The organism is Nitrospirillum karajorum, from assembly GCF_036348415.1.
Classification (GTDB): Bacteria; Pseudomonadota; Alphaproteobacteria; order Azospirillales; family Azospirillaceae; genus Nitrospirillum; species Nitrospirillum amazonense_B.
Window position 1 is genome coordinate 44,403 of record NZ_JAZBQB010000001.1, and the last position, 25,955, is coordinate 70,357.

A 25,955-nucleotide genomic window follows, 5' to 3' on the forward strand; every position below is an offset into this window, starting at 1 on the left:
ATGAACGTCAGGCTGGCCGCCGCCAGCGCCGCCCCCGCCTGTCCCGCCGTGGCGAAGCTGCCCGACCGCGACCAAGCCAGGGTCAGGGCGTGCCCCCCTCATCCACCCGGCTGATCTGGTCGGGCATCGCCAGGGTGGGGGACTTCAGGCCCAGCCGCGCGGCAAGCTGGCCGCCCAGGCCGACCGGGGTGATCTTGTGGTACAGCAGGGCGTCGGGACGCACCACGCCGCCGTCGTACACGGCCACGTCAACCTCATCCACCATGTCCCGCAGAGCCTCACGGAAGAACACCTCCGAGATGAAGGGCGCGTAGATCCAGCAGCGCAGGGCCCGGCGCCGCTGCGCCACCGTGTCCAGGGGTTGCCCGGGAGCGTAGACCGGGATGAAGTAGAGAAAACCCGCACGCCGCTGCGCATCCTGGACCAGGGAAATGCGCTTGGTCATCGCGGGCTGACCGGTGTCGCGGGCGCGGAGGATGGCGTCGCGGCGATTGGCTTCGCTGGCAAGGTTCAAGCCCATGGCCGGGGCGTTCGATGCCAATGGCTCGATATAGGTGATGATGTCGTATTCCAGGGCGTCGGCGAAATCATCCAGCACCGCCTCCGCCGACGCGGCCCGCAGCGTGAATTCCGGCGCGCCATCCGCCCGTACCCGCGCCAGGAAGGCATCCAGCCCGTCGACCGGCACGGGATAGATGACGCCGATGCCATTGATGCCCGGATAGCGGCCATCGATGTTCAGCGTGGCGGCGAACGCCTTCCATTGGGCCCGCCCCACCGGCAATTCGGTTGCGTACAGCGCCGCCCCCGCTTGCAGGGCGTTGGAATAGACCAACAGGCGCTCATGGATGCGGGCCATGGCGTTGTCGACGATCTTGCCCATGTGGGCGTCGTCGCGGGACCGGGCGATATCCGTGCGGTCCATGAAGACGCCGCTCGCGATCAGGCAACCCGCCAGGAAGACGATGGACGCCAGGCGGATCGATTGGCGGGGAATGTCGGAAAAGACGATGGCCGTCAGGGCGAAGGTCGCCAGCATGGCCTGCATGTTCAGCAGGCTTTGGTTCAGCGAGGCGTCGATGAAGGGGCCGATGCCCGCCGCCGTCCCCAGCACATAGGCCGTCGCCGCCGCCAGGACCACCAGATGGGCCGCCACCGGACCATAACGCCGCGCGGCGAGCAGGATGGCGGGGTATAGCAGGAAGATGCCCAGCGCCGCCGCCGGGCCAAGCAACGTGCGGGCCACCGGCAGGAAAGGCAGCAGCAGACCCGCCGCGGTCAGGCCCAGCACCGGCAGCAGGCCGCTGAACAAGGTGGCCCAGAGGTAGGACGGGCGATAGCGGGCGGCTGTGGCCTCGCCCACGGCAACGATCAGGGAGGTCACGATCAGGATACCCAGCGCGTCGCCCGTCCACCAGGTGACCCAGACGGCGCCCAGGTTGACGTCCCAGGACAGGTTGCCGGCCACCAGCAGGGCGCTGATGCCGATGGTGGCGCTGCAAACCGGCGCAATAACGGATGCCAGGCCGAAGGCGGCGGCGCGGGAAACCTGCAGCCGCTCCCGATCGATGCGATCGACCCGCTTGAACAGCAGGGCACCCAGCATCGCCTCGCCCGTGTTGCCGACGGAGATGAAGGCGGCCGTCAGCAGGCCCACGCCAGGGGTCAGCGCGTTGGCGACGAAGGCGCCGATCAGGACGAAGGGCCATGTGGCCCTGCCGAAGATCAGCAATCCCGCCACCGCCAGGCCCGAGGCGGGCCAGACCGGGCTGGCGCTTTCGCTCAGGCTGGCCAAGCCCAGGCCCAGGCGCGCCATGGCGAAATAGGCCGCCGCAAGGGCCGAGATCCTTAACAAAGTCGCCAGGGCGTGCCCCGGTGTTGGACGCATGACGCCGCCTGTTGCTCAGCTTGCGCGCGTCACGACGCGCCTTTCGAACTCAAGTTTAGCGCATGCCGCCAGGGATTGAAGCCGTGCAATCGGAGGTGATGGTAAAAAGGCCGGGCGGTTGATCGCCCGGCCTCTGACAGCCCAGCCTGGGTGAAAAGATTTCGGTTCCGCCTCAGTCGGCGGGCACCACCGGCAGGTCGATGAAGCTGGCCTGTGACCCCTGGTGGAACACACGCTGCGTCGCCTTGCGATAGTCGCCCGGCTTGGCCAGGAAAATATTGTCCACGAAGGTTTGCGGATTGCGGTCGTAGAGCGGGAACCAGCTGGACTGGACCTGCACCATGATGCGGTGGCCGGGCAGGAAGACGTGGTTGGCGTTGGGCAGCTCAAACCGATAGCGCTGCACCTTGTCCGCCGGTATGGCGGTCGGGTGTTCCAGGCTGTCGCGATAGCGGCCGCGGAAGACGTCCATGCCCACCGCCAGCTGATAGCCCCCCATCTCGGGCTGGGACGGCACCTCGTCGGGATAAACGTCGATCAGCTTCACCACCCAGTCGCTGTCGGTGCCGGAGGTGGAGGCGTAGAGGTTCACCACCGGCGCGCCGCTGATCTTCATCGGCGCCGTCAGCACCTCGCTGGTGTAGACGAGAACGTCGGTGCGGTCGGCCACGGCGCGCTGGTCGGTGACCAGCCAGCGTTTCCAGGCGTCACCGTCGGAGAAGCGCACCGGGCGCGGCACGTAGGGCACGGGCTTGGCCGGATCGGAGACATACTCGTCAAAAGCGGGGGCGCCCTTGGCCGGCGCGCTGAAGCCCAGCCCGCCGTTCGCCTGCAGGTAGAGCGGCTTGAGGCTGGCGGCGCAGCCGCTGGCGCAGGCCGTCGGCCACTTCTGCAGGCGGCGCCAGACGTTGGTGCCGCTTTCGAACACCAGCACCGGCGGCGTATCGGCCTTGGGCGCGCCGTCCTTCAGGTGTTCATCCAGGAAGGGCAGCATGGTGTTGCGCCGGAAATCCAGCGCGGTGTCGCCCTCGAACTTCAGCGGCCCCAGGGTGGAACCGTCATAGTTCACGCCGCTGTGCCGCCAGGGGCCCAGTACCAGGTAATTGAGGTCGTTGCGCATGTCCTTGGGCTCGATCGCCTCATAGGTGTGGACGGCGCCGTACATGTCCTCCTGGTCCCACAGGCTGGCCACGATCATGGTGGGCACCGTGGGCGTGCGGGCGCCCAGGATGGTGTCCAACGCCTGGTTCTGCCAATAGGCGTCGTAGGTGGGGTGTTCCGTCAGCTTGCGCCAGAAGGGCAATTGCGCCAGGCCGTACTGCCGGGCGAAGCCATCGGCCGACCCAGCCCGCAAGAAGGCGTCGTAATCGTCATAGATGCCGCGTGGGATGTCATCGCCCAGGCCCCGCACCGTGGTCTGGTGTTGGAAATAATCGAAATTGGTCTGGCGGAAGGCGCCGTTGTGGAACCAGTCGTCGCCCTTCCAGCCATCCACCATGGGGCTCATGGGCACGGCGGCTTTCAAGGCGGGATGCGGGTTAACCAGGGCCATCAGCACGGTGAACCCTTCGTAGGAGGAGCCCACCATGCCGACCTTGCCGTTGCTTTCCGGCACGTTCTTCACCAGCCAGTCGATGGTGTCGTAGGCGTCGGTGGCGTGGTCGACCTCGCTGTCGTTGAGGGGGCCGCGCAGCGGGCGGGTCATGACATAGTCCCCCTCCGACCCGTATTTGCCGCGGATGTCCTGGAAAACGCGGATGTAGCCTTCGGCCACGAAACTCTCATCCCCTTGGGCCAAAGTCGCCAGCATGTGCGGGCTGACGGACCGCTTGGCGCGCTTGGTCGCGTTATAGGGGGTACGGGTCAGCATGATGGGCGCGCCCTTGGCGCCCTTGGGGATGACGATGACGGTGTGCAGCTTCACCCCATCGCGCATCGGAATCATGACATCGCGCTTGATGTAGTCCGCGCCCTCGATGGCGGTGTCGACCTTGGCCGGGATGTCGGGGGCCATGGGGGACAGGGGGGACGTCGTCTGCGCCCAGGCCGTGCTGCTCAACGGCGACGTGCCGGCCAACAAGGCGAGAAGTCCAAACCCCGCGGCGCCGAAGCCGACACGCAGGCGCCCCAAATGTGGACGCGCCTGCGGTCCTCGGCGAGCCCGTCCGGCCGCCTGTCCCGATTTCAACCTAGCCATGACCCTTGCCCCTTTTTATCCAATATCCCGCGCGTCAGCGCGAGCGGGGATGAACGATACCGGGGTAGGCGGTCGGGTCAAATGGCGTTCGGTAACGGAACGGTTACAGCCCCTCGAGCTGATTCCTTAAGTGGAAATATTCCATAGCGACACCCGCCATGATAGTGTTGCGGCGCACAAAGGAGGCTGCCGCCATGCTACTCAACCCTTTCCTCGCCGATCCGACCAAGACCCTGTCCCAGGATCTGCTGACGGAGTTTGAAACCATCCTGGGCAAGGGCGTCCTGGGCACGCCGGTGGAGATACCCGGCGGCCTCATCGTTCCGGTCAACATCACCACCTTTGGTGTCGGCGTTTATGGCGGCAGCGTGTGGGGCGAGGCGGTGGGCGGCGGTGGGGGCGGCGGCGTCATTCCCTGCGCGGTCCTGGTGGTTCAGGACGGGAAGGTGACCTTCCATCCCATCGCGCCGGAAACCACCAAGGCGGCGGCCGAGCATGTCACGGCCATGGTCACCCGGATGCGCGGCCCCCGCGTCCCGCAGGACGAGGCGGCGGCACCCTCGACCGTGGACGCCTGATCTCAGGCATCCAACGGCATGACGGCGTCCTGCGGCAGGTAGTAGGCCGCCAGGAAGGACCAGAAGGCGTTGTCCATCAGGGACCGTGCCCGGTCCGGAAGAGTCTTGTACTTGCCCACCGCGCCGTCGCCGATGTGGGTTTTGTGCCAGTGGGTGACAGGGTCATACAGGTTGGGCTTGGCGTCGGTGCCGGCGTTCACGGCGAAGCGGCCCGAATTTTCCATTTCCGCCAGGGTGCGCTTGACGGTCTGGGTCAGCAGGCCTTCATGAATGGCCCTGAGAACCGCATCGGGCACGCTGACGCCAATGAAATCCGCGACGCGGGCCACCGAGTCCAGCTTGTTATGGAAATCCTCCTCGTACCGGAACACCAGCGCGCACCGGCCATGGACCAGGCAGGCCTGCACCCGCCGCACGCTGCGGAGCACATAGGCGAAGGCCTCATTGAACGGCAGGTCGAAGCGCTGCATCAGCGAGGCGACGCAATCGCGGGGGTCGCGCAGGGTGATGATGGCGGGGATGTCCTCGTGCGCGATCCGCACCTGGGTCAGGGTGTCCGGGTGGTGGGTCTTCAGCACCAGGGGAATCTTGGGCCTGTCACCGATGCCGACGTGGTGGTCCAACTCATTATGGTAATCCGACTTGAAGCCATCCTCCCCGTAGGCATGGGACAATAGTTCGCGCACCACGTTGAACGACCAGGTGGAGGCGCTTCCCGGCAGTCCGACACAAACAATAATGTCATTATTTCCAATATCTGGGAGATCGTTATCTTTTTGCACGATTGCAATCTTTTGTGATGAATATTATGGCGGGAATCATATCCACAGTGATTACACGGTGCGCGTGGGCTATTTCGTCGCAATAATATCGCGCCAGCCCGCCATGCCCGATGGCCGGCCAATCTTTTTGATCAACCGACAGGGTGAGCGGTTGAACTAAGTCACTTCACTTCCTATGTGGGGCGGGCATGGCTTCGAGGGGCGGATCGCCCGCACCGGGGGGGACACCGGGAAGCCGCGCCTTATCGTGAGATCAAGCCATCAGAGAGGGGCTGACGTGATCAAGACCTTGGGATATGCGGCCTACAAGGCCAAGGAAGCCCTGGCGCCGTTCACCTTCGAGCGCCGGGACCCCCGCGACCACGACGTGGTCATCGATATCCAATACTGCGGCATCTGCCATTCCGACGTTCACCAGGCGCGGGATGAATGGGGCGGCAGCCTGTTTCCCATGGTGCCGGGGCATGAGATCGCCGGCATCGTCACCCAGGTCGGCCCGGCCGTAACCAAGTACAAGGTGGGTGACCGGGTGGGCGTCGGCTGCTTCGTCGACAGCTGCCGCACCTGTGAATACTGCCTCCAGGGCCTGGAGCAGTACTGCACCCAGGGGATGACCGGCACCTACAACGCGATGGAGCGTGACGGAAAGACCCTGAGCCAGGGCGGCTATTCCACCACCATCGTGGTGGATGAGAACTACGTGCTGCGCATTCCCGATAATCTGCCGTTGGACGCTGCGGCACCGTTGCTGTGCGCCGGCATCACGCTCTATTCCCCGCTGGCCCATTGGAAGGCCGGGCCGGGCAAGAAGGTGGCCATCATCGGCATGGGCGGCCTGGGCCACATGGGGGTGAAGCTGGCCCACGCCATGGGGGCCGAGGTCACGGTGCTCAGCCAGTCGCTGCGCAAGGAGGCTGATGGCCGGCGCCTGGGCGCCGACCATTTTTACGCCACGTCGGATGAAACGACCTTCACCAAGCTGGCGGGCACCTTCGACCTGGTCATCAACACCGTGTCGGCGCCCATCGACTGGAACGCCTATCTGGGCCTGCTGAAGGTCGATGGCGCGCTGGTCGTGCTGGGCGTGCCGGAGGAACAGGTGCCCGTCGGCGCCTTCTCCTTGATCATGGGGCGCCGCAGCCTGGCCGGTTCCCTGATCGGCGGCATCAAGGAGACGCAGGAGATGTTGGACTTCTGTGGCAAGCACGCCATCACCAGCGACATCGAAACCATCGCCATCCAGGGTGTGAACGAGGCGTATGACCGCGTCGTCGCCAGCGATGTGCGGTATCGTTTCGTTATCGACATGGCATCGCTGAAAAGCGCCGAAGCCGCGTTCTGATCGCCTTTTTTCCACCCGTAATGAACGGGCGGCGAAGGGGATATCGTTGCCCGTTTCATTCAGGTGAAATTGAATTTATTTGGTCGGCATCGCGTTTTGGTTGGCGGTCGGTCGGGCGTGGACTACGCTTTTGGCCATCCTTCGGCCTAGAAGCGGTGACATCATGCGTCGTTCTCTGCTGATCCTTGCCAGCGTTGCCCTGACCGGCGTGGCCGTCCTCCTGTCGCCTGGGGCAGAGGCCCAGGATACGGGCAATTCGACCGATAGTCCGGCCGCCGGCCCTGCCGCCCCGCCGGCTTTAACCGACGAGATTCCCCGCGACATCATCATCACCCCGCGCGTGTTGCCGACACCGGAGGAGGAGAAGGCTTACCACGATGCCGAATATACCCGGCTGAAGGTCTTGTTCGGACCGCTGGAATTACCGCCGCCATCACGCGGCGATAGTCTCAGCCGCGACGAGACCCAGAATACCGGCACCCTGGCGGGGCCCAAGGCGGTGAATTGCGCCGACATCGCCGCCTGCTACGCCCCGCCCAAATAGGCCCCGGCTACGGTCCTTCAATGCGGCATGTTGCGCCGCAGCCAGCGGGCGGCGATGGCTACGACGCCGGCGCACACCGGCACGGCGATGGCCACGATGCGGCTGGTGGAGGGCCAGCCCTCCGTTTCCGGCAGGCCGTGCATCACCTTTTCCACCAGCGACACCAGGTAGTAGGTGATGCCCACGATGGACAGCGCCTCCACCGCCTCCTGGATGCGGACATGCATGCTGGAATTGCGGTCCAGTGAGGTCAGCAGCGCGGCGCTCTGGCTGGACAGGCTGACGTCGACCCGGGTACGCAGGCTGGCCTGGGCGCGTTCCATGCCGGCGGCCAGTTCGGCTTGAAGGCGCGCGGCGGCCTCCACCGTCCGAATGCCGGGCCGCAAGCGCCGCTTCAGGAACAGGCCGACGCGCTGCAGGCCGGGGATGCGTTCTTCCCGCAGTTCCTCCAGCCGCTCGTTCACGATCTCGCCATAGGCCAGGCTGGCGCCGAAACGCCAGCGGTTGCGGGTGACCAGGTGGCCCAGGTCGACGGCCAGGGTGGTCAGGCTGTCCAGGATGGCGCGATCCTCCGCTGGGGTCTTGCTGTCGCGGATGCGACCCACGGCTTCCTCCAGCCGCCGTTCCATGTCGGTCAAGGCCGCCATGGTGTCCCGCGCCTGGGGAAAGGCCAGAAAGGCGGCGGCGCGGTAGGTTTCGATCTCCAGAATGCGCTGGACCAGCCGGCCGAGGCGGTCGTTGGTCAACCCCCAATTCTGGATCAGGGCCCGGCTGTAGCCGTCATCGTCAATGTGGAAATCCAGGGCCACCAGGGCCTCGCCGCCATTGACCACGGCGCCGGCGCAACTGCCGGTGGGAAAGCGCACCGTCAGGGCGTGGGGCGCGGGGGCGCCGTCCGCCGGCTCCACCCGGATATGCACGGCCGCCAGGCGGCGCGGCCCCATGGGGGCGAACACACCGTCCAGCAAGGTTTCCACAGCCAGACGGGTCGCGTCCCCATCGGTGCCGCTGACGGCCACGCTGGTGCTGAGGAACTCGGTATGGTGTTCCCATTTCACTTGCGCGGGGCGGCCGGCGATGGTGGTGGCGATGACACCGTAGCGTGGCGCCTCGGCATCGGTCGCGGGCGCGGCGCCCAGGACCGTCAGCAGCCGGGCGGCACAGGCCGTTCCCTCCGCCGGGGTGCAGAGATAGGTGACGTGGAAGACCTCCGCCGGGGCCGCCAGGGGCAGGGCCATGCGGGAGTGCAACTCCTGCATCAGAACGCCACGCAGCGGGTGATCCGACTCCATGCCCATGATGCCCGTTCCTACGCCGTCAGTGGTGCCACGCCCAGAATGCTAACACAGGGTGGGCATGCCGCCAGGCCGGACCGCCGTGCGCCCCGCGCACGCGGTCCTTCGCTGCCTGCATGGCTGCGGCGGTGACGGGTCAAGCGGCGGCCGGCCGGCGCTTGCGCAGGATGTTCAGGATTTCGGCGGCCGCCGTGGGGATGTTGGTGCCGGGGCCATAGATGGCGGCGGCGCCCGCCTGGTACAGCATGTCATAGTCCTGCGGCGGGATGACGCCGCCGCACACCACCAGGATGTCGCCGGCGCCTTGCGCCTTCAGGCTGTCGATCAGGGCCGGCACCAGGGTCTTGTGCCCGGCGGCCTGCGACGACACGCCGATGACGTGCACGTCGTTCTCCACCGCCTGGCGGGCCGCTTCCTCCGGCGTCTGGAACAGCGGGCCCACGTCGACGTCGAAGCCGATGTCGGCGAAGGCCGTGGCGATGACCTTGGCGCCCCGGTCGTGGCCGTCCTGGCCCATCTTCACCACCAGCATGCGCGGACGGCGGCCCTCGGCCTCCGCGAAGGCCTCCACATCCTTGCGGATGCGATTGAAGCCCTCATCGCCGTCGTAAGCCGAGCCGTAGACCCCGCTGACGGAGCGGATGACGGCGCGGTGGCGGGTGAACACCTTCTCCAGCGCGTCGGAGATTTCGCCCACGGTGGCGCGGGCGCGCGTCGCCTTGATGGCCAGGTCCAGCAGGTTGCCGGTGCCGTCAGCGGCACCCTGGGACAGGGCGTGCAGCGCGGCCGTCACCGCCGCGTCGTCGCGACCGGCGCGGATGGCGTTGAGGCGGGCGATCTGGGCCTCGCGCACGGCGGTGTTGTCGATGTCCAGCACCTCCACCCGCTCCGGGTTCTGGGGCCGGTACTTGTTGACGCCGACCACCACCTCCTCGCCCCGGTCGATGCGGGCCTGGCGGCGGGCCGCCGCCTCCTCGATCATCAGCTTGGGCAAGCCGCTGTCCACGGCCTTGGTCATGCCGCCCATGCCCTCCACCTGGTCGATCAGCTTCTCCGCCTCGGCCGCCAGGCTGTGGGTCAGGCTTTCCACGTAATAGCTGCCGCCCAGCGGGTCGACGACGTGGGGCACGCCCGTCTCCTCCGCGATGATCAGCTGGGTGTTGCGGGCGATGCGGGCGGAGAACGGCGTGGGCAGGCCCAGCGCCTCGTCAAAGCTGTTGGTGTGCAGGGACTGGGTGCCGCCCAGCACGGCGGCCATGGCCTCGATGGTGGTGCGCACCACGTTGTTGTAGGGGTCCTGCTCCGTCAGGCTGACGCCCGAGGTCTGGCAATGGGTGCGCAGGGCCAGCGACCGCGCATCCTGCGGGTCGAAATGCTTCTTCATCAGCTTGGCCCACAGCAGGCGGGCGGCGCGCAGCTTGGCCACCTCCATGAAGAAGTTCATGCCGATGGCGAAGAAGAAGGACAGGCGCGGGGCGAACTGGTCGACCTTCAGGCCCTTGGACGCCGCCGCCCGCACATACTCCAACCCGTCGGCCAGGGTGAAGGCCAGTTCCTGCACCGCCGTGGCCCCGGCTTCCTGCATGTGGTAGCCGCTGATGGAGATGGAGTTGAACTTGGGCATGTTCAGCGCCGTGTACTCGATGATGTCGGCCACGATGCGCATGCTGGGGGTGGGCGGGTAGATGTAGGTGTTGCGGACCATGAACTCCTTCAGGATGTCGTTCTGGATGGTCCCGGACAGCTTGTCCTGGCCCACACCCTGTTCCTCCGCCGCCACGATGTAGCCGGCCAGCACCGGCAGCACGGCGCCGTTCATGGTCATGGACACGCTCATCTTGTCCAACGGGATGCCGTCGAACAGGATCTTCATGTCCTCCACGCTGTCGATGGCGACGCCGGCCTTGCCCACGTCGCCCACCACGCGGGGGTGGTCGCTGTCATAACCGCGATGGGTGGCCAGGTCGAAGGCCACCGACAGGCCCATCTGGCCTGCCGCCAGGTTGGCCTTGTAGAAGCGGTTGCTTTCCTCCGCCGTGGAGAAGCCGGCGTACTGCCGGATGGTCCAGGGCCGGTGGCTGTACATGGTGGCCCGGGGGCCGCGGGTGTAGGGCGCGAAGCCAGGCAGGGTCTGAAGCTCCAGCCCCTCCAGGTCCGCTGAGGTGTAGAGCGGCTTCACCGCGATGCCCTCGGGCGTGGTCCGCACCAAGCCCTCGGGGTCGGCGCCGAATTCCTTGGCGGCCAGGCGCTGCCAATCGGCCAGGGTCTTCTCGGGGAAGTCGCTCATGATGGTCACTCGAACTCGATGATGATCTGGTCGACGGCCAGGGACGTGCCCTTTTCGGCCGCGATCTTCTTGACCTTGCCGTCGGAGTCGGCGCGCAGGATGTTTTCCATCTTCATGGCCTCCACCACCGCCAGCTCCTGGCCGGCCTTGACCTCGTCGCCCACGGCCACCGCCACGGTGACCAGCAGGCCCGGCATGGGCGACAGCAGGAACTTGGACATGTCCGGCTTGGCCTTGATGGGCATCAGGGCAGCGAACTCCGCCGCGCGGGCGGTCAGCACCTGCACCTCCAGCTCCGCCCCGCCATGGAACAGGCGGTAGCCGATGCCGGTGCCGTCCACCTGCACGGCCAGGGCGTGACCGTCCACGGTGCCGGCCCACAGGGATTGGCCGGGGTGCCAGTCGCTGTTGCGCACCGCATAGGTCCGGCCGTCCAGCGTCACGTCGTGGCCGCTGTCCACGGGGCCGCCATCCACGGCGACGATCTCCGCCGGATGATTGTCACGGCCACAGCGCACCACCCAGGTGGTGGGGACCACGCGGTGGTGGCCGGCCATCTGGCTGGAGATAGTGGCGTCCCGCTCCACCCGGCTGCGGTGGATGCTGGCGGCCATGGCCAGCAGACGGGTCAGCCCCTCGGCCGGCAGCTCGCGGCCATGGAAGCCGTCCGGGAATTCCTCGGCGATGAAGTTGGTGGTCAGGCGGCCCTCACCGAAGCGGCGGGATTCCACCAGGGCGGCCAGGAAGCTGATGTTGTGGCCCACGCCGCGGATCTGGAAACGGTCCAGCGCGTCGCCCATGGCGGTGATGGCTGTGGCGCGGTCGGGGCCATAGGTGATCAGCTTGGCGATCATGGGATCGTAGAACATGCTGATCTCGCCGCCCTCGTGGATGCCGGTATCCACGCGGACGACGCTGCCCACTTGCGCGCCCGGCCCTTCCGACGGGGGACGGTAGCGGGTAACGCGGCCGATGGAGGGCAGGAAATTGCGCGTCGGCTCCTCCGCGTACACGCGGGCCTCCAGCGCCCAGCCGGTCAGCTTTACGTCGGCCTGGGTCAGGGGCAGCTTCTCACCCGCCGCCACGCGGATCATCAGTTCCACCAGATCCAGGCCGGTGATCATCTCCGTCACCGGATGTTCCACCTGCAGGCGGGTGTTCATCTCCAGGAAGTAGAAGTTACGGTCCTTATCGACGATGAACTCCACCGTGCCGGCGCTGCGGTACTGCACCGCCTGCGCCAGGGCCACGGCCTGCTCACCCATGGCCTTGCGCGTGGCCTCATCCAGGAAGGGGCTGGGCGCCTCCTCGATCACCTTCTGGTGGCGGCGCTGGATGCTGCATTCGCGCTCACCCAGATAGACGCAGTTGCCATGGGCGTCGGCCATGACCTGAATTTCGATGTGCCGGGGCTCGGTCACGTACTTTTCGATGAACACCCGGTCGTCGGCGAAGCTGGACCGCGCCTCGTTGCTGGCGCTGCGGAAGCCTTCGCGCGTCTGGGCGTCATCCCAGGCCACGCGCATGCCCTTGCCGCCGCCGCCGGCTGACGCCTTGATCATCACCGGATAGCCGATGTCGCGGGCGATGCGCACCGCCTCCTCATCGTCCTTGATGACGCCCAGGTAACCAGGGACGGTGGAGACGCCGGCGGCCTTGGCCAGCTTCTTGGACTCGATCTTGTCGCCCATGGCGCCGATGGCGTGGACGTCCGGGCCGATGAAGGCGATGCCGGCGGCCTTCAAGGCCTCGCAGAACGCGGCCTTTTCCGACAAGAAGCCATAGCCGGGATGCACGGCCTCGGCCCCCGTCTCCAGGCAGGCCTGGATGATGCGGTCGGCCACCAGATAGCTTTGGGCCGACGGCGCCGGGCCGATGGCCACGGCCTCATCCGCCATCTGCACATGCAAGGCGCCGGCGTCGGCCTCGGAATAGACGGCGACGGTCTTGATGCCCATGCGGCGTGCCGTCTTGATGACCCGGCAGGCGATCTCGCCCCGGTTGGCGATCAAAATCTTGGTGAACATCGCGGGCAGGCCCCCAGAGAGCGGCAAATTATAGCGGCAGGTTGTCGTGCTTCTTCCAGGGGTTCTCCAGCTTCTTGTTCTTCAGCATGGAGAACGCCTTGATCAGGCGGCGGCGGGTGTTTTGCGGCTTGATGATGTCGTCGATGTACCCGCGTGAGGCGGCGACGAAGGGGTTGGCGAACTTCTGCCGGTATTCCTCCGTCCGGGCGTCGATCTTGGCCGGGTCGCCGATATCGGCGCGGAAGATGATCTCGACGGCGCCCTTGGGGCCCATCACCGCGATCTCGGCGGATGGCCAGGCGTAGTTGACGTCGCCGCGCAGGTGCTTGGACGCCATGACGTCATAGGCGCCGCCATAGGCCTTGCGGGTGATCAGCGTGACCTTGGGCACCGTGGCCTCGCCATAGGCGAACAGCAGCTTGGCGCCGTGCTTGATGATGCCGTTGTATTCCTGAGCCGTGCCGGGCAGGAAACCGGGCACGTCCACCAGGGTGCAGAGCGGGATGTTGAAGGCGTCGCAGAAGCGCACGAAGCGCGCCGCCTTGATGGAACTGTCGATGTCCAGGCAGCCCGCCAGCACCAGCGGCTGGTTGGCCACGAAGCCCACGGTGGACCCGTTCAGCCGGCCGAAACCGATGATGATGTTCTTGGCGTAATCCGGCTGCAGCTCGAAGAAGTCGCCCTCATCCACGACCTTCAGGATCAGTTCCTTCATGTCATAGGGCTTGTTGGGGTTGGCCGGCACCAGGGTGCCCAGCGACGGCTCCGGCCGGTCCACCGGGTCGGCGGTGACGCGCACCGGGGCCGGTTCCCTGTTGGACAGCGGCAGGAAGTCGAAGAAGCGGCGGGTGTGCAGCAGCGCCTCGACATCGTTATTGAAGGCGAGGTCGGCCACGCCGGACTTGGCGGTGTGGGTTACGGCCCCGCCCAGTTCCTCCGCCGTCACCACCTCATGCGTCACCGTCTTCACCACGTCGGGGCCGGTGACGAACATGTAGCTGCTGTCCTTCACCATGAAGATGAAGTCGGTCATGGCCGGGCTGTAGACGGCGCCGCCGGCGCAGGGGCCCATGATCAGCGACAGCTGCGGCACGACACCGGAGGCCAGGACGTTGCGCTGGAACACCTCGGCATAGCCGCCCAGGCTGGCCACCCCCTCCTGGATGCGGGCGCCGCCACTGTCGTTCAGGCCGATGACGGGGGCGCCCACCTTCATCGCCTGGTCCATGATCTTGCAGATCTTCTCGGCGTGCGCCTCGGAGAGGGAGCCGCCAAAGACCGTGAAGTCCTGGCTGAAAACGAAGACCAAGCGGCCGTTGATGGTGCCGTGGCCGGTCACCACGCCATCGCCCGGCACCTTCTGCTCCGCCATGCCGAAGTCGGCGCAGCGGTGCTCCACGAACATGTCCCATTCCTCGAAGGAACCGGCGTCCAGCAACAGTTCCAGCCGCTCGCGGGCCGTCAGCTTGCCCTTGGCATGCTGGGCCGCCACGCGCTTTTCGCCGCCGCCCGCGCGGGCGCCCTGGCGTTTGGCTTCGAGGGTTTCAATGACCGTGAGCGTCAACGCCCGTCTCCTGACCGGTTATCGCTGCGCCGGGTGGCGGCGGCTTGGTGGCTATGGCCGGGTGGGACTCACGCAAAGGTTGGCCCCGTGGCCTTGATTGACAGCTGCGATGTTTGCAAACAGTGTGATCCCAGTTCAAGTCAATGCCACGCGAAATCGTGCGACGCCGGGGCCGATATTTTGTAAACTTTGTGAAACGGAGGAAAGGCGCGGCGGCCATGGCGGGTAAGATCTTCGCAGGCGAACGGGTGCGGCAGTTGCGGCAGCAGCGGGGCATGGCGCTGTCCGCCTTGGCCCAGGCCAGCCACCTGTCCATGAGTTATCTGAGCCAGATCGAGAACAACCAGCGGCCGCTCAGCGCTGCGGCGCTGGCCGCCATTTCCGCCGTCTTCGGGGTGGAACCGCGCCATTTCGCCGACGACAGCGACCTGCGCCTGGGCAGCGAGCTGCGCGAGGTGCTCGGCGATCCGCTGTTCGCCGACGATGGGTCCAGCCTCAGCGCCATCAGCGACGCGGTGCGCGCCGCCCCCGGCATCGCCGGCCAGTTCATCAAGCTCTACCGCGCCTATCAGCATCTGATGGAGGAGGGGGCCCGCCACCGCCTGGATCAGGATTTGGAGGCGGAGACCAGCGGCACGGCCCCGTTCCCCTACGACGATGTCCGCGACTTCGTGCAGAGCAAGCGCAACCATTTCGCTAGCCTGGACGTGGCGGCGGAGACGCTGTTCGAAAGCCAGGGTTTCGCGCCCACCCGCCTCTTGGAGGATTTGATCGACTACCTGCGCGACCGGCATGGGGTCGCCTGCGCCGTGTCCCCCGCGCTGGGGACGGAGGGGGTGCTGTGGCGCTATGATCCAGCGCTGCGCCAGTTGCACCTGGCGGAAAGCGCGCCGCGCGAAAGCCGCGCCTTTTTCCTGGCGCAGCAGATCGGCCGCATGCAGTTCGCCCCCCTGATCGAGGAGGAGGTGCGCAAGGCCCCACTCAGCAGCCCGGAGGCGCGGGCCCTGGCCTATACCGGCCTGGCCAATTATTTCGCCGGCGCCCTGATCCTGCCCTATGGCCGCTTCCTGACCCAGGCGCGGGCGGTGCGCCACGATATCGAGCGGCTGCAGAACCATTTCGGCACCAGTTTCGAGCAGGTGTGCCACCGGCTCAGCACCATGCAGCGGCCGGGCAACGCCGGCATCCCTTTCTATTTCCTGAAGGTCGACCGGGCGGGCAACATCTTCAAACGCAGCAGCGCCACCCGGTTCCAGTTCGCCCGTTTCGGCGGCGCCTGCCCCTTGTGGAATGTGCACGAGGCTTTCGCCCAGCCGGGCCGCATCCTGGTGCAGGTGGCGCGCACGCCCGACGGCGTCACCTATCTCTGCATCGCCCGCACCGTCACCCTGACCGGCGGCGGCCACCTGTCCCGCCCGCGCGAGGCGGCGCTGGGCCTGGGCTGTGAGATCAGCCATGCCGCCGAGCTGGTCTATTCCGCCGGCCTGGATTTGCAGAACCAGGAAACGGCGGTGCCCATCGGTTCCAGTTGCAAGGTCTGCGACCGCGACGACTGCCGCCACCGCGCCTTCCCTTCCATCGGCCGGGGCCTGGCCATCGCCGGGCATGAACGCCACGTCGTGCCGTTCAGCATGACGCCGGCGGGGGTGAAGTAGCCCTCAGCCCTCGGGCTCGGCCCGCTCCACTTCCCAGCTGACGGCGTAGACGTAGGGTTCCAGGCTGAGGCGGCCCACCATCTGTTCCATCGCCGCGTCGTTGCGGGTGGGGGAGACGGCCTTGGCGGTCACGTCCACCTTGGTGGTGTCCGGCACGTCCTGGCTGTCGATGCGGCGCAGGCCCAGGCCGCCGTGGCTGAGCGCGTGCATGAGCAGGGAGCGGATGTGCGCCTCCTCCGCCCCCTTGCAGGTGACGGAAACGGTGTAGTGCGTCTCCACATCCGTGGCCACCAGGATGCGGCGGTTCATGCGGCGCACCAGGGGACGCAGGATCAGGTTGGTGATCACGACGAAGCCGGCCGCCGCCACGCTGGGCAGCCAATAGCCGCCACCGGCGAAGGTGCCGACCATGGCGGAACACCACAGGGTGGCGGCGGTGTTCAGCCCGTGGACGTTCACGCCCTCGCGCAGGATGACGCCGGCCCCCAGGAAGCCGATGCCCGACACCACCTGGGCGGCGACGCGGGTGGGGTCGCCCTGGCCCACCATGGCGGAGAAGATGACGAAACCGGCGGAGCCCAGGGCCACCAGGGCGTTGGTGCGCAACCCCGCCATCTTCTGGTGCAACTGGCGCTCAAAGCCGATGCCGGAGCCCAGGGTCAACGCCATTGCCAGGCGGGCCACCACTTCCAAGGGGTTGGTCAGGTCGTCGGTTATCATCCTGTATTCCTTGGTCTTCGGGCGCCGCGCCGATCAGCGCCGTTTATGACCGCGGCCGCGACGGAAGGCAAGCCGCCGACACTGTGGCAATTGGCGTGGATAACGCCCATATCGGGAAGCGATTTGTCAGAAAGGAGCCTTGAGCATGAGTGGCGAATACGAGGTCGTGCGCACGGACGAGGAATGGCGCCAATTGCTGACGCCGGAGCAGTACGCCGTCATGCGCGGCCATGGCACCGAGAGGCCCGGCAGTTGCGCCCTGAACCATGAGAAGCGGCCGGGCACCTTTTCCTGCGCCGGCTGCGGCCAGCCGCTGTTCCAGTCCGCCCACAAGTTCGAAAGCGGCACCGGTTGGCCCAGCTTCAACGATCCGGTCGAGGGTTCCGTCGCCACCACGGTGGACCGCAGCCACGGCATGGTGCGGACGGAGGTGCATTGCGCCCGGTGCGGCAGCCACCTGGGGCACGTTTTCCCCGATGGCCCGCCGCCCACCTACCAGCGCTATTGCATCAACGGCGTGGCGATGACTTTCGAGCCCGACTGAAACCGGGTGGCCCCAGCGCTCAGTGCCGGCCCAGCTTGTTGGCGGCGGGGCCGGCCGCCGCCACCGTCTGCTCCGCGCATTTGTTCAGGGTGTTTTCCTGGCAGACGACCTGGGTGAAGCCCAGGGTCTGGCCCTGCGCCGACAGGAAGCGGATGGGGAAGGCCAGCTTGTAATGGATGCCGGCGCGCGCGGCCGCTGTGGGCGCCTGCACCACGACGATCAGGGAATTGGCGCGGCGCCCCTGGCTGAGGGCGAAGCCGTCGTCATTACCGAAGGCCTGCATCACGGCGGCGGCCAGGGCGGTGGTGACATCATCGTCGGCGCCCCGCGTCACCTCCACCTCCACCGGTGCGCCGGCGTGCACCTGTCCCGCGGCGGCCAGGGTGCACAGCGCCGCCACCACGCTCGCTATCCGCCCCAGGGCGTTCTTGGTTCCCGTCATTTTCCGGCCCCTCTATTCCTCTGTCCGCGCCGACCCGCCTGCCGTATAGCCTATGGCATTACGTCGATTGCCGAGGCAAGCGCGGCGCCTGTAAAACCAAATCCGGCGCCGCAAGGGTCTTGACGGTACAGGGGGCCGCTGGTCAGGGGCTGATTTGGGGGGCACACATGGCATTGGTAAAAACCTCCCGGCTGGCCGGCGCCAAGGGGCGCTCCCGCGCGTTGGCCGCAGAAGCGGCTGCGGCACCGGCGGGGCCTTCCAAAGCGGCCACGGCCCAGCCCAACGCGCCGGCCAAGCGCCCGCGCCGCGCCCGGTCGTCAGCGACCCGCCAGACGGCAGCGGAACGCATCGCCGCCGCCACGGCGGAACTGGCCAGCGGCGTGGCGGAAGCGGCCGCCGCGGCGGAGGAACTGGGCCGGTCGTTGGAACAGATCGCCAGCGCGGCGGAGGAGGCGGCATCCGCCAGCCATGAATCCTTGGCCGCCGTGGCCGGCATGGCGACCTCTTTCCAACAGGCGCGGGAGCGGGCGGACCGGGCGCAGGTGCGCACCGTGGCCTTGCAGACCCAACTGACGGAGGCCGCCGCCCTGATCGAGGCATCGGTGAGTGCGGTCACCGCAAACGCCGCTCGCCAGCTCAAGTCGGTGGATATCGTCGTGGGCCTGGAGCTGCATGCCGCCCACATTGGCGAGATCACCCGCACGGTGGCCGACATCGCCGACCAGACCGGTTTGCTGGCCCTGAACGCCGCCATCGAGGCGGCGCGGGCGGGAGACCTGGGCCGGGGATTCGCCGTGGTGGCGGATGAGGTGCGGGCCCTGTCTGAAACATCGGAGAAGCGGTCCCGCGACGTGCAGTCCCTGGCCGACGGCATCACCGAGGAGGTTCGCGCCATCGCCGCGCGCATCCGCGCCGCCGCCGCGACGGCCACGGCCGAAGCCGCCGAAGGCCGGGCTGTTTCCATCCTGCTGGAGGATATCCGCGCCGGACTGGCGGCGCTGGTCTCGGGCGCCCAAGCCATCCTGCTGGCGGCGGTGGAGGCGGATACCGCCGCGCGTGAGGCGCAGAAGGGGGCCGAAAGCGTCTCCAGCGCGGCGGAGGAGCAGTCGGCCGCGGCAGCCGAGGCCCAACGCTCGGTGGCGCAGCAAAGCCAGGCGCTGGACCAGAGCCGGGAGGCGGCGGAAGCCCTGGCCGCCCTTTCGGACGGCCTGGGCGACGCCCGCCAGCGCGCCAGCCTGGCGGAGGAGGTTGGGGCCGCGGCGGAACAGTTGTCGGCGGCGGTGCAACAGTTATCCGGCGCCGCCGGTGAAATCCTGATCGCCATCAACCAGATCAGCCGTGGCGCCCAGATCCAGGCGGCGTCCACCCAGCAGTCCAGCAGCGCCATGGGGCAGATACACCAGGCGGCCCAGGCCACCAGCGCCAACGCCACCCAGGTGGTGGAGCGCATGGCGCGGTCGCAGATCTTGCTGGCCGAAGGTCGGGGCGGCGTTGGCAAACTGACCGCCGGGGTCGGGGCCGCGCTGGCGGAAACCCGCGCCGTGGTGGATCTGGTCGATGCGCTGGAGGAGTCCGGCCGGCGCATGGAAAAGATCGTCGACGGCATCGCCATCGTTGCCGTGCAGACCACGATGCTGGCCGTCAGCGGTTCGGTCGAGGCGGCGCGCGTGGGCGACCAGGGGGCGGGGTTCGCCGTCGTCTCCACCGACATCCGCGCCCTGGCGCGCGATTCCGGGGAGAACGCCGATCGCGCCAAGGATTTGATCCGCCAGTTTCAGCTTCAGGTCGCCACCGTGCGGCGCGATCTGGAGCACATCGCCGCCGTGGCGGAAGCGGAGGTGCATAAGAACAAGGATATCGACGTGCGGTTGGGGGGAATCGCCGGTTCCGCCCAGGAGCTTCACGCCCTGGGCACCGAGATCGCCCAGGGCGCCGACGCCATCGGCGCGACGGTGGGCGAGGTGCTGAGCGGGGTGCGGCAGATCGCGGCCGCGGCTGAACTGGCCGGTGGGGCCGCGATGCAGGCCGCCACCGCCGCGCGGCAGCAGTCGCGCGGGGCCGAGGATCTGGCCGCCGCCATTGAGGAGATCGCGTCGCTGGCCGATGAACTCCAGAAGGGCGAACTCCAGAAGGTCGGGGGATGAGCACACCATCCACCGGGGGAATGTCGACTCAGGCGGGGGGATCTGCGCGGGTTCTCACCTTTCGCGTGGGCGCCACCCGGCTGGCGGTCCCCGCCGGTGCGGTGACGGAGGTGCTGCGCCCCCCGCCCATCACCCGTGTGCCGCATGCCCCCGCCAGCCTGATGGGCATCGCGACCGTGCGCGGCTCCGTTGTGCCGGTGATTTCCCTGTCCCGCCTACTTGAAGGGGATGGGGGGGCGGCCCCCGAGGGCGGCCGTGTCCTGCTGTTCGACGCTGGGGAACCGGTGGCCTTGGCGGTCAATGAGGTCGGCACGCTGGCCGACCTGGATACCGCCGGCCCTAGCCCTGATGGCGCCCTGTATACCGACGGGGACGGCGCTGCGCGCCTGATCGACCTGAAAGAGCTGCTGCGGCGGGCCTTTGCCGGTTTGGCCGCGCGGACGCGCCGGGGCGATAGCGGCGCGCGATCCGTTGGGCACCAGGCCCGCGCCGCCGTCGATGAACGGGCCTTCTTGGCCTTCGCCCTGGCGGGGCAGAGCTACGCCCTGCCGCTGGCGGAGGTGGCGGAGGCCATCACCGTGCCGGACCATCTGGCCTACCTGCCCGGCAGTGACGCGGCGATGGTGGGGACCGTTTCGCATCGCGGGCGCCTTCTGCCCATCGTCAGCGCCCGCGTCCTTCTGGGCCTGGAAGGTGGTGCGGATGAAGGCCGTGGCGCCCGCGTGATCGTGGCCCATGGCCCCGGGGGCCACGTGGGTTTGCTGGTGGACCGCCTGACCACCATCTTGCGGGTCCCGGCCGAGAGCGTCGCCGCCGTGCCGGCCGTCTTGAACCGTGGCCGGGGCGAGGCGCAGATCCAGTCCCTCTGCCGCCTGCCCGACGGTCGCGGCCTGGTTTCCATCCTGTCCGCCGCGCGGCTGTTCCGGAATGAGACGGTGGCCCATCTTCTGGCACAGGGGCGCGCCGAAGATGGCGAGGAAGGGAGTTCCGCCATGGACACAGTCAACCCCGATGCGGCGGCTGACCGCGTCGTCGTCTTCCACGTGGGCGGCGAGGAATATGGCTTGCCTGTCGATGCGGTGGCGGAGGTCGTGCGCCTGCCCGAAACCCTGACCCGCGTTCCCAAGGCGCCCCCCTTCATCGAAGGGGCCATGACCCTTCGCGGCCAGGTCCTGCCTGTCATCGACCAGCGTCGCCGCTTCGGTGTAGCCGGGGACGCCGGCACACGGCGCCGGGTGGTGGTCACGCGCATCGACGGAACGTTGGCGGGCTTCGCCGTCGATGGCGTGTCGGAGATACTGACCCTGTCCGCCGATCAGGTGTGTGAGACGCCGGATCTGGCCCATGCGGCGGACGGCGGGGAGACGATCTTCACCCGTGTCGCCACCCTGCGGACCGCCGATGGCCCGGAGCGCATGATCCTGCTGATCGAGCCGCGGGCCTTGCTCAGCCGGACGGAGCGTGACCTGCTGGCGACGCTGGGCGGCCCACCGCAGGGGGCCGTTGACGACCCCGGATCGGCGCCGCCGTGACCCGGGTCCTGATCGTCGATGACAGCGCCCTGATGCGCCGGCTGTTGGGCAACCTGTTCGCCGCCGCCGGTGATTTCGAGGTCGCCACCGCCCGCGACGGCCTGGAGGCCCTGGCGCGGCTGCGCGACTTCGACCCGGACGTCATTACCCTGGACGTTCATATGCCGCAGATGGACGGCCTCTCCTGCCTGGACCAGATCATGGTGGAGCGGCCCCGGCCGGTGGTGATGGTTTCATCCCTCACCGAAGCCGGCGCGGAGGTGACACTGGAGGCCATGGCGCTGGGGGCGGTGGACTTCATCCAGAAGCCCGATGGCGCGATTTCGCTGAAGATGGACCGGCTGGGGCCGGAATTGCTGGACAAGGTGCGGGGGGCGGCGCGCGCGCGGTTGCGCCGGTCCCACCGCCTAGTGGAACGCCTGCGCCGCCAAGCGCAGGGGTGGGATACCCCGGCTGTCCAGGCTGCCAGGCGCCCTCCCGCGCCGGAGGAGGCCGACCCGCTGGACGACCCGCGTCCAGCCGGCAAGGCGGGGGATTCCGCCGGGCTTGGTCCTGATCGGCTGTTCCACCGGCGGGCCACCCGCCCTGGATGCTGTGCTGGATGGGCTGCCAGCCGATTTCCCATGGCCCGTGGTGGTGGCCCAGCATATGCCGGCCACCTTCACCGGCGCGTTGGCCCGCCGACTGGACCGGCTATGCCCGCTCACGGTGCGGGAAGTGACGCGGCCCGTGCCCCTGGTTCCTGGCCATGTCTATATCGGCAAAGGCGACGCCGACGTGATCCTGAGCCGCCGCCCCGCGGGCCTGATGGTGATGCCCGCCCCGTCCAAGGAAGAACACCGCTGGCACCCCAGCGTGGACCGGCTAGTCGACAGCGCCCTGGAGCATGTCGATGCGCGCCTGTTGGTCGGTGTGCTCATGACCGGCATGGGATATGACGGCGCGGCGGCCATGACACGGCTACGTGCCCGGCAGGGACGCACCGTCGCCGAAGCCGAGGAGACGGCCGTCGTCTGGGGCATGCCGGGTGAATTGGTCAAGGCAGGCGGTGCCGATGTGGTGGCGCCGGTGGATCAGATCGCGTCCCACCTGCGCCGCATGGTGGGGCCATGAGCCCCCGCCGCACCGATGATGGGGAAACGCCGCCGCTGAGCGCGCCGGATCTCGCCCGCTTCTGCGAGTTCCTGTACCTGCGCACCGGTATGCAGTTCGGGGAAAGCAAGCGGTACTACATCGATCGGCGGGTGGCGCAGCGCATGGCCGAAATGGGGGCCGCGACCTTCGAGGATTATTTCACCCGGCTGCGCGCCGATCCGGTGGAATTGGAACACCTGATCAACAGCTTCACCGTCAACGAGACCTATTTCTACCGCGAAGACCATCAGCTGAAGTGCCTCAGCCGTGACATGCTGCCGGACATCGTGTCCCGGCGGGGGCCGGGCGACCGGCTGCGCCTCTGGTCCATGCCCTGCGCCACGGGGGAGGAACCCTATTCCATCGCCATCTGGCTGCTGGAAAACTGGGCCATGGTCGATGCCTATCATGTGGAGATCGTGGGGTCGGACATCGACACCCGCGCCCTGGCGGAGGCGCGGGCGGGGCGCTATGCCGCCAAGTCGTTGGCGCGTCTGCCGGTGGAGCTGCGCCAGGATTATTTCCTGCCGGTCGAGGGGAGCGGGGCGGAGCGTTTTCAGATCATCCAGGATCTGCGGGAATCCGTGACCTTCACCAGCGCCAACCTAGTGGATGAGGCGACATTGGCAGCGCAAGGCCGCTTCGACGTCATTTTTTGCCGCAACCTGCTGATCTATTTCGACGACCTGTCCCGCCGCCTGGCGGTGGCCAACCTTTTTGATCGGCTGCTGCCGGGCGGCTACCTCTGTCTGGGCCATTCGGAGTCCCTGGCGCGGTTGAGCGACAGCTTCGCCGTGCGGCGCTTCGAGGACGCGGTGGTCTATCAGCGGCCCCTGGATGGCGCGCAGGAGAAACGCCCGGGGGGAACCGCGCGCGGGGAACGGTCGCCCATGGATGAACTGCTGGAGCAATTCCTCATCGAGGGGCCGGAACAAGCGCAGCAGGCGGGCGAAGCCCTGCTGGCGCTGGAGGCGCGGCCGGAGGATGCCACCCTGGTCGACCAGGCCTTCCGTGCCATTCATACGCTAAAAGGGTCGGTGGGGCTGTTCGACCTGCCGGCGATGGCCGAGGTGCTGCATGTGGCCGAGGACCTGCTGGGCGCGCGGCGGGACGGCCGCTCGGCCTTGTCGCGGGCGGCCACGGATGCCCTGATCGCCGCCACCGGCCAGACGGAACGCTGGTTGGACGCCCTAAGGGTGACAGGGGGGGCGCTGCCCGACGACGCGGGCGACGTGGCCCGTGCCCTGTCGCAGCGCTTACGCGGCTTCCTGGCCCCAGGGACGTCCCATACCGGCCCCGACGTCGAACGGGCGGATACCGCCCCCTCGGACACCCACTGGGTCGAGAGCCTGTTCCGGGAGCGGGCGTTGGACGTGGTCCACCACCCCACCGTGACGGCGCTACGCTACACGCCGGACGCCGGATGTTATTTCCGCGGGGAAGACCCCATCGCCCTGGTCCGCGCGGTGCCCGATTTGCTGGCCTTTCGGGTTTTCCGCCGGCCCGATGCCCCACCGGCGTCGGACGCCTACGATCCCTATGCCTGCGATCTGGTGGTCGAGCTGCTGTCCGCCGCGCCCTTGGACGCGGTCAAGGCGCCCTTCCGCTTCATGCCTGACCAGATACAGGCGCTGAACTGGTCGCCGCCTTCCTCGGGAGCGCCGGTCGGCCTGGCCCCACCCGCGGTGGAGGGCCCACGCGGGCTGCGCGTGGACGCCGGCCGCGTCGACACCCTGGTGGCGTTGGTGGACGAGTTGGTGGTCGCCAAGAACGCCTTGGCGGACCTGGCGGCCCGCATGGCGGATGGCCTGGCCCCGGACGTGGCGGCCCGGATCATGGGCGATCGCCAGGCGACGCTGGACCGGCTGGTGGGTCGGCTGCACCGCACCGTCACGGACATTCGCCTTGTGCCCGTCCTGCCCCTTTTGCGCCGTTTCCCCCGCATGGTGCGTGAGATGGCCGCCGCCATCGGCAAGGAGGCCGACCTGGTTGTGGATGGCCAGGAGGTGCAGGCCGACAAGGGGATCGTGGAGGGATTGTTCGAACCGCTGACCCATCTGCTGCGCAATGCCGTCGATCATGGTGTCGAGCCGCCGGCGGCGCGGGTCTCGGCGGGTAAGCCCGAACGGGCCCGCATTGGTCTGATCGTGGGGCGGGAAGGCGACCGCATGGTCATCGAGGTCACGGACGATGGGCGTGGCATGGACCCAGACCGTATCCGGCAGACAGCGGCGGCCCGCGGCGTGGTGCCAGCCGCCACGGTCGCCGACCTGCCCGACGACCAGGTCTTGGATCTGGTGTTCCGCCCCGGCTTTTCCACGGCGGAGACCGTGACCTCCCTGTCGGGGCGCGGGGTCGGAATGGATGCCGTGCGCGCCGCCATCAGCCGCCTGGGCGGTAGCGTTGGCTTGCGGAGTGCGGTGGGCTCGGGAACGACGGTGCGATTGACCCTACCCATGAACCTGGTGCTGACCAAGGTAATGGTCGTATCGGCGGGCGGTGAGCGCTATGGTCTGCCGATGGACGCTGTGGTCGAGACGGTGCGCGTCGCCCGCGACAGTGTCCTGCCCATCCGTGCCGGCCGCGCCTTTGTCCTGCGCGACACGGCGGTGCCCTTGTTGGCGCTGTCCCATTTGCTCGACCAGCCGGCCACCGCCGGCAGGGGGGGCGATACCCTGCGGGCGGTCATCGTGCGAGGGAAGGACGGAGTGATGGCGGTGGAGGTTGACGCATTCCTGGGGCGGCATGACGTGGTGCTGCGTCCCATGTCCGGCTTGTTGGCCGCCATGCCCGGCGTGCTGGGCACCACCCTTCTGGGGGATGGGGGGCTGCTGATGGTGTTGGACCTACCGGGCCTGATCGCCATCGCGCACCGCGACGGAGAAACGCCCATGGAGGACCGGTCATGAGGGAAGCGCGGCCATGACGGTCATCGTGGACGGCGCCCTCATACGCTTGGCGGGGACCTGCGGCGCGGAGGATGCGGAAATTTTGCTCTCCCGGCTGCAGGAGGCGCCCGAGTCCCAAATCGACGTCAGCGCCAGCCGCCATCTGCATGGTGCCGTGGTGCAAGTTTTTCTCGCTTTGCGGCCAACTGTACGGGGTATGGCCGACGATGTATTTCTCCGCGATTGGGTCATACCCTGTTTGGCCGCACCGCCATAGTCTTTCGCAGACAAGATTATTGAGGCCGCGATATACATACTGAACCTCCGGCGTGTAACGAAAAGACCGATATCTGCCGGGGGGCATAAAATGGCGGATTGGATGAGTTTGGCAG

General features: G+C 67.8%; 18 protein-coding genes and 1 pseudogene. 10 read left to right on the forward strand and 9 right to left on the reverse strand.

From position 1 onward, the window contains the following. Window positions 1–82: 82 nt before the first annotated feature. Both UCD39_RS00200 and UCD39_RS00205 read right to left on the reverse strand, forming a co-directional pair. The gene (locus tag UCD39_RS00200; protein WP_330494155.1) at window positions 83–1,888 is read right to left on the reverse strand and encodes a CHASE domain-containing protein; all 1,806 of its coding nucleotides are present in this window, start codon (window positions 1,886–1,888) and stop codon (window positions 83–85) included. Between the two features lie 172 nt (window positions 1,889–2,060). Beyond that, window positions 2,061–4,019, reverse strand: coding sequence for a CocE/NonD family hydrolase (locus tag UCD39_RS00205; protein ID WP_330494156.1), 1,959 nt, complete (start codon window positions 4,017–4,019; stop codon window positions 2,061–2,063). Between the two features lie 260 nt (window positions 4,020–4,279). Between UCD39_RS00205 and UCD39_RS00210 the strand changes: the two genes are divergently transcribed. Continuing rightward, a complete protein-coding gene (locus UCD39_RS00210; RefSeq protein ID WP_186455665.1) occupies window positions 4,280–4,663 on the forward strand; it encodes a spore germination protein GerW family protein in 384 nt (127 codons plus the stop codon). Window positions 4,664–4,665: 2 nt separating this feature from the next. Here UCD39_RS00210 and UCD39_RS00215 read toward each other — a convergent pair whose 3' ends face one another. Further along, window positions 4,666–5,337 (reverse strand): sulfotransferase domain-containing protein, encoded by a 672-nt coding sequence (locus UCD39_RS00215; RefSeq protein ID WP_330494157.1) that lies wholly within the window; start codon window positions 5,335–5,337, stop codon window positions 4,666–4,668. 385 nt (window positions 5,338–5,722) lie between these two features. Between UCD39_RS00215 and UCD39_RS00220 the strand changes: the two genes are divergently transcribed. Beyond that, window positions 5,723–6,787: an NAD(P)-dependent alcohol dehydrogenase gene (locus UCD39_RS00220; RefSeq protein ID WP_330494158.1), complete on the forward strand. Its 1,065-nt coding sequence runs from the start codon at window positions 5,723–5,725 to the stop codon at window positions 6,785–6,787. A gap of 163 nt (window positions 6,788–6,950) precedes the next feature. Beyond that, window positions 6,951–7,331, forward strand: a complete 381-nt coding sequence (locus tag UCD39_RS00225; RefSeq protein WP_330494159.1) for a hypothetical protein — start codon at window positions 6,951–6,953, stop codon at window positions 7,329–7,331. Between the two features lie 17 nt (window positions 7,332–7,348). Here the strand turns inward: UCD39_RS00225 and UCD39_RS00230 are convergent, their stop codons facing one another. From UCD39_RS00230 to UCD39_RS00245, 4 genes are all read right to left on the reverse strand, one after another. Next, window positions 7,349–8,629 carry a DUF3422 family protein gene (locus tag UCD39_RS00230; protein WP_330494160.1) on the reverse strand — a complete coding sequence of 427 codons (1,281 nt, stop codon included), beginning with the start codon at window positions 8,627–8,629 and terminating at the stop codon, window positions 7,349–7,351. A 133-nt stretch (window positions 8,630–8,762) separates the two neighbouring features. After that, a complete protein-coding gene (gene scpA, locus UCD39_RS00235; protein WP_330494161.1) occupies window positions 8,763–10,913 on the reverse strand; it encodes a methylmalonyl-CoA mutase in 2,151 nt (716 codons plus the stop codon). A gap of 5 nt (window positions 10,914–10,918) precedes the next feature. Continuing rightward, window positions 10,919–12,940 (reverse strand): acetyl-CoA carboxylase biotin carboxylase subunit, encoded by a 2,022-nt coding sequence (locus UCD39_RS00240; protein ID WP_330494162.1) that lies wholly within the window; start codon window positions 12,938–12,940, stop codon window positions 10,919–10,921. 28 nt (window positions 12,941–12,968) lie between these two features. Continuing rightward, the gene (locus UCD39_RS00245) at window positions 12,969–14,504 is read right to left on the reverse strand and encodes an acyl-CoA carboxylase subunit beta (RefSeq protein WP_330494163.1); all 1,536 of its coding nucleotides are present in this window, start codon (window positions 14,502–14,504) and stop codon (window positions 12,969–12,971) included. A 218-nt stretch (window positions 14,505–14,722) separates the two neighbouring features. Between UCD39_RS00245 and UCD39_RS00250 the strand changes: the two genes are divergently transcribed. After that, window positions 14,723–16,159, forward strand: a complete 1,437-nt coding sequence (locus tag UCD39_RS00250) for a helix-turn-helix domain-containing protein (RefSeq protein WP_145730848.1) — start codon at window positions 14,723–14,725, stop codon at window positions 16,157–16,159. Between the two features lie 3 nt (window positions 16,160–16,162). On the opposite strand, the gene UCD39_RS00255 is transcribed toward UCD39_RS00250, so the two are convergent. Then, entirely contained in the window at window positions 16,163–16,879 is a 717-nt protein-coding gene (locus UCD39_RS00255; protein ID WP_330494164.1) for an MgtC/SapB family protein, read from the reverse strand. Window positions 16,880–17,024: 145 nt separating this feature from the next. On the opposite strand from UCD39_RS00255, the gene msrB reads away from it, so the two are divergent. Then, complete coding sequence (msrB, locus tag UCD39_RS00260; RefSeq protein ID WP_330494165.1) at window positions 17,025–17,423, forward strand: peptide-methionine (R)-S-oxide reductase MsrB; 399 nt, start codon at window positions 17,025–17,027, stop codon at window positions 17,421–17,423. 19 nt (window positions 17,424–17,442) lie between these two features. Here msrB and UCD39_RS00265 read toward each other — a convergent pair whose 3' ends face one another. Next, window positions 17,443–17,865 carry a hypothetical protein gene (locus tag UCD39_RS00265; RefSeq protein ID WP_330494166.1) on the reverse strand — a complete coding sequence of 141 codons (423 nt, stop codon included), beginning with the start codon at window positions 17,863–17,865 and terminating at the stop codon, window positions 17,443–17,445. A gap of 167 nt (window positions 17,866–18,032) precedes the next feature. Between UCD39_RS00265 and UCD39_RS00270 the strand changes: the two genes are divergently transcribed. The 5 genes and pseudogenes from UCD39_RS00270 (at window position 18,033) to UCD39_RS00295 (ending at window position 25,840) form a co-directional block, all read left to right on the forward strand. Further along, a complete protein-coding gene (locus UCD39_RS00270) occupies window positions 18,033–20,009 on the forward strand; it encodes a methyl-accepting chemotaxis protein (RefSeq protein ID WP_330494167.1) in 1,977 nt (658 codons plus the stop codon). Window positions 20,010–20,029: 20 nt separating this feature from the next. Beyond that, the gene (locus UCD39_RS00275) at window positions 20,030–21,541 is read left to right on the forward strand and encodes a chemotaxis protein CheW (RefSeq protein WP_330495464.1); all 1,512 of its coding nucleotides are present in this window, start codon (window positions 20,030–20,032) and stop codon (window positions 21,539–21,541) included. Beyond that, a pseudogene (cheB, locus tag UCD39_RS28365) lies at window positions 21,538–22,654 on the forward strand (chemotaxis-specific protein-glutamate methyltransferase CheB). The gene UCD39_RS00275 and the pseudogene cheB overlap by 4 nt, the downstream one beginning before the upstream one ends. Continuing rightward, window positions 22,651–25,584, forward strand: coding sequence for a CheR family methyltransferase (locus UCD39_RS00290; RefSeq protein ID WP_330494169.1), 2,934 nt, complete (start codon window positions 22,651–22,653; stop codon window positions 25,582–25,584). Before cheB ends, UCD39_RS00290 begins: the two are co-directional and overlap by 4 nt. Before the next feature lie 13 nt (window positions 25,585–25,597). Further along, complete coding sequence (locus tag UCD39_RS00295; protein WP_330494170.1) at window positions 25,598–25,840, forward strand: hypothetical protein; 243 nt, start codon at window positions 25,598–25,600, stop codon at window positions 25,838–25,840. Window positions 25,841–25,955 lie beyond the last annotated feature (115 nt).

Excerpts from the sequence above, each read along its gene's own strand:
- UCD39_RS00240 (WP_330494162.1), bottom strand. The coding sequence starts at position 12,940 with ATGTTCACCAAGATTTTGATCGCCAACCGGGGCGAGATCGCCTGCCGG.
- UCD39_RS00250 (WP_145730848.1), top strand. The coding sequence starts at position 14,723 with ATGGCGGGTAAGATCTTCGCAGGCGAACGGGTGCGGCAGTTGCGGCAG.
- UCD39_RS00290 (WP_330494169.1), top strand. The coding sequence starts at position 22,651 with ATGAGCCCCCGCCGCACCGATGATGGGGAAACGCCGCCGCTGAGCGCG.
- UCD39_RS00230 (WP_330494160.1), bottom strand. The coding sequence starts at position 8,629 with ATGGGCATGGAGTCGGATCACCCGCTGCGTGGCGTTCTGATGCAGGAG.
- UCD39_RS00275 (WP_330495464.1), top strand. The coding sequence starts at position 20,030 with ATGTCGACTCAGGCGGGGGGATCTGCGCGGGTTCTCACCTTTCGCGTG.
- UCD39_RS00265 (WP_330494166.1), bottom strand. The coding sequence starts at position 17,865 with ATGACGGGAACCAAGAACGCCCTGGGGCGGATAGCGAGCGTGGTGGCG.
- UCD39_RS00255 (WP_330494164.1), bottom strand. The coding sequence starts at position 16,879 with ATGATAACCGACGACCTGACCAACCCCTTGGAAGTGGTGGCCCGCCTG.
- msrB (WP_330494165.1), top strand. The coding sequence starts at position 17,025 with ATGAGTGGCGAATACGAGGTCGTGCGCACGGACGAGGAATGGCGCCAA.
- scpA (WP_330494161.1), bottom strand. The coding sequence starts at position 10,913 with ATGAGCGACTTCCCCGAGAAGACCCTGGCCGATTGGCAGCGCCTGGCC.
- UCD39_RS00270 (WP_330494167.1), top strand. The coding sequence starts at position 18,033 with ATGGCATTGGTAAAAACCTCCCGGCTGGCCGGCGCCAAGGGGCGCTCC.
- UCD39_RS00295 (WP_330494170.1), top strand. The coding sequence starts at position 25,598 with ATGACGGTCATCGTGGACGGCGCCCTCATACGCTTGGCGGGGACCTGC.
- UCD39_RS00200 (WP_330494155.1), bottom strand. The coding sequence starts at position 1,888 with ATGCGTCCAACACCGGGGCACGCCCTGGCGACTTTGTTAAGGATCTCG.
- UCD39_RS00225 (WP_330494159.1), top strand. The coding sequence starts at position 6,951 with ATGCGTCGTTCTCTGCTGATCCTTGCCAGCGTTGCCCTGACCGGCGTG.
- UCD39_RS00210 (WP_186455665.1), top strand. The coding sequence starts at position 4,280 with ATGCTACTCAACCCTTTCCTCGCCGATCCGACCAAGACCCTGTCCCAG.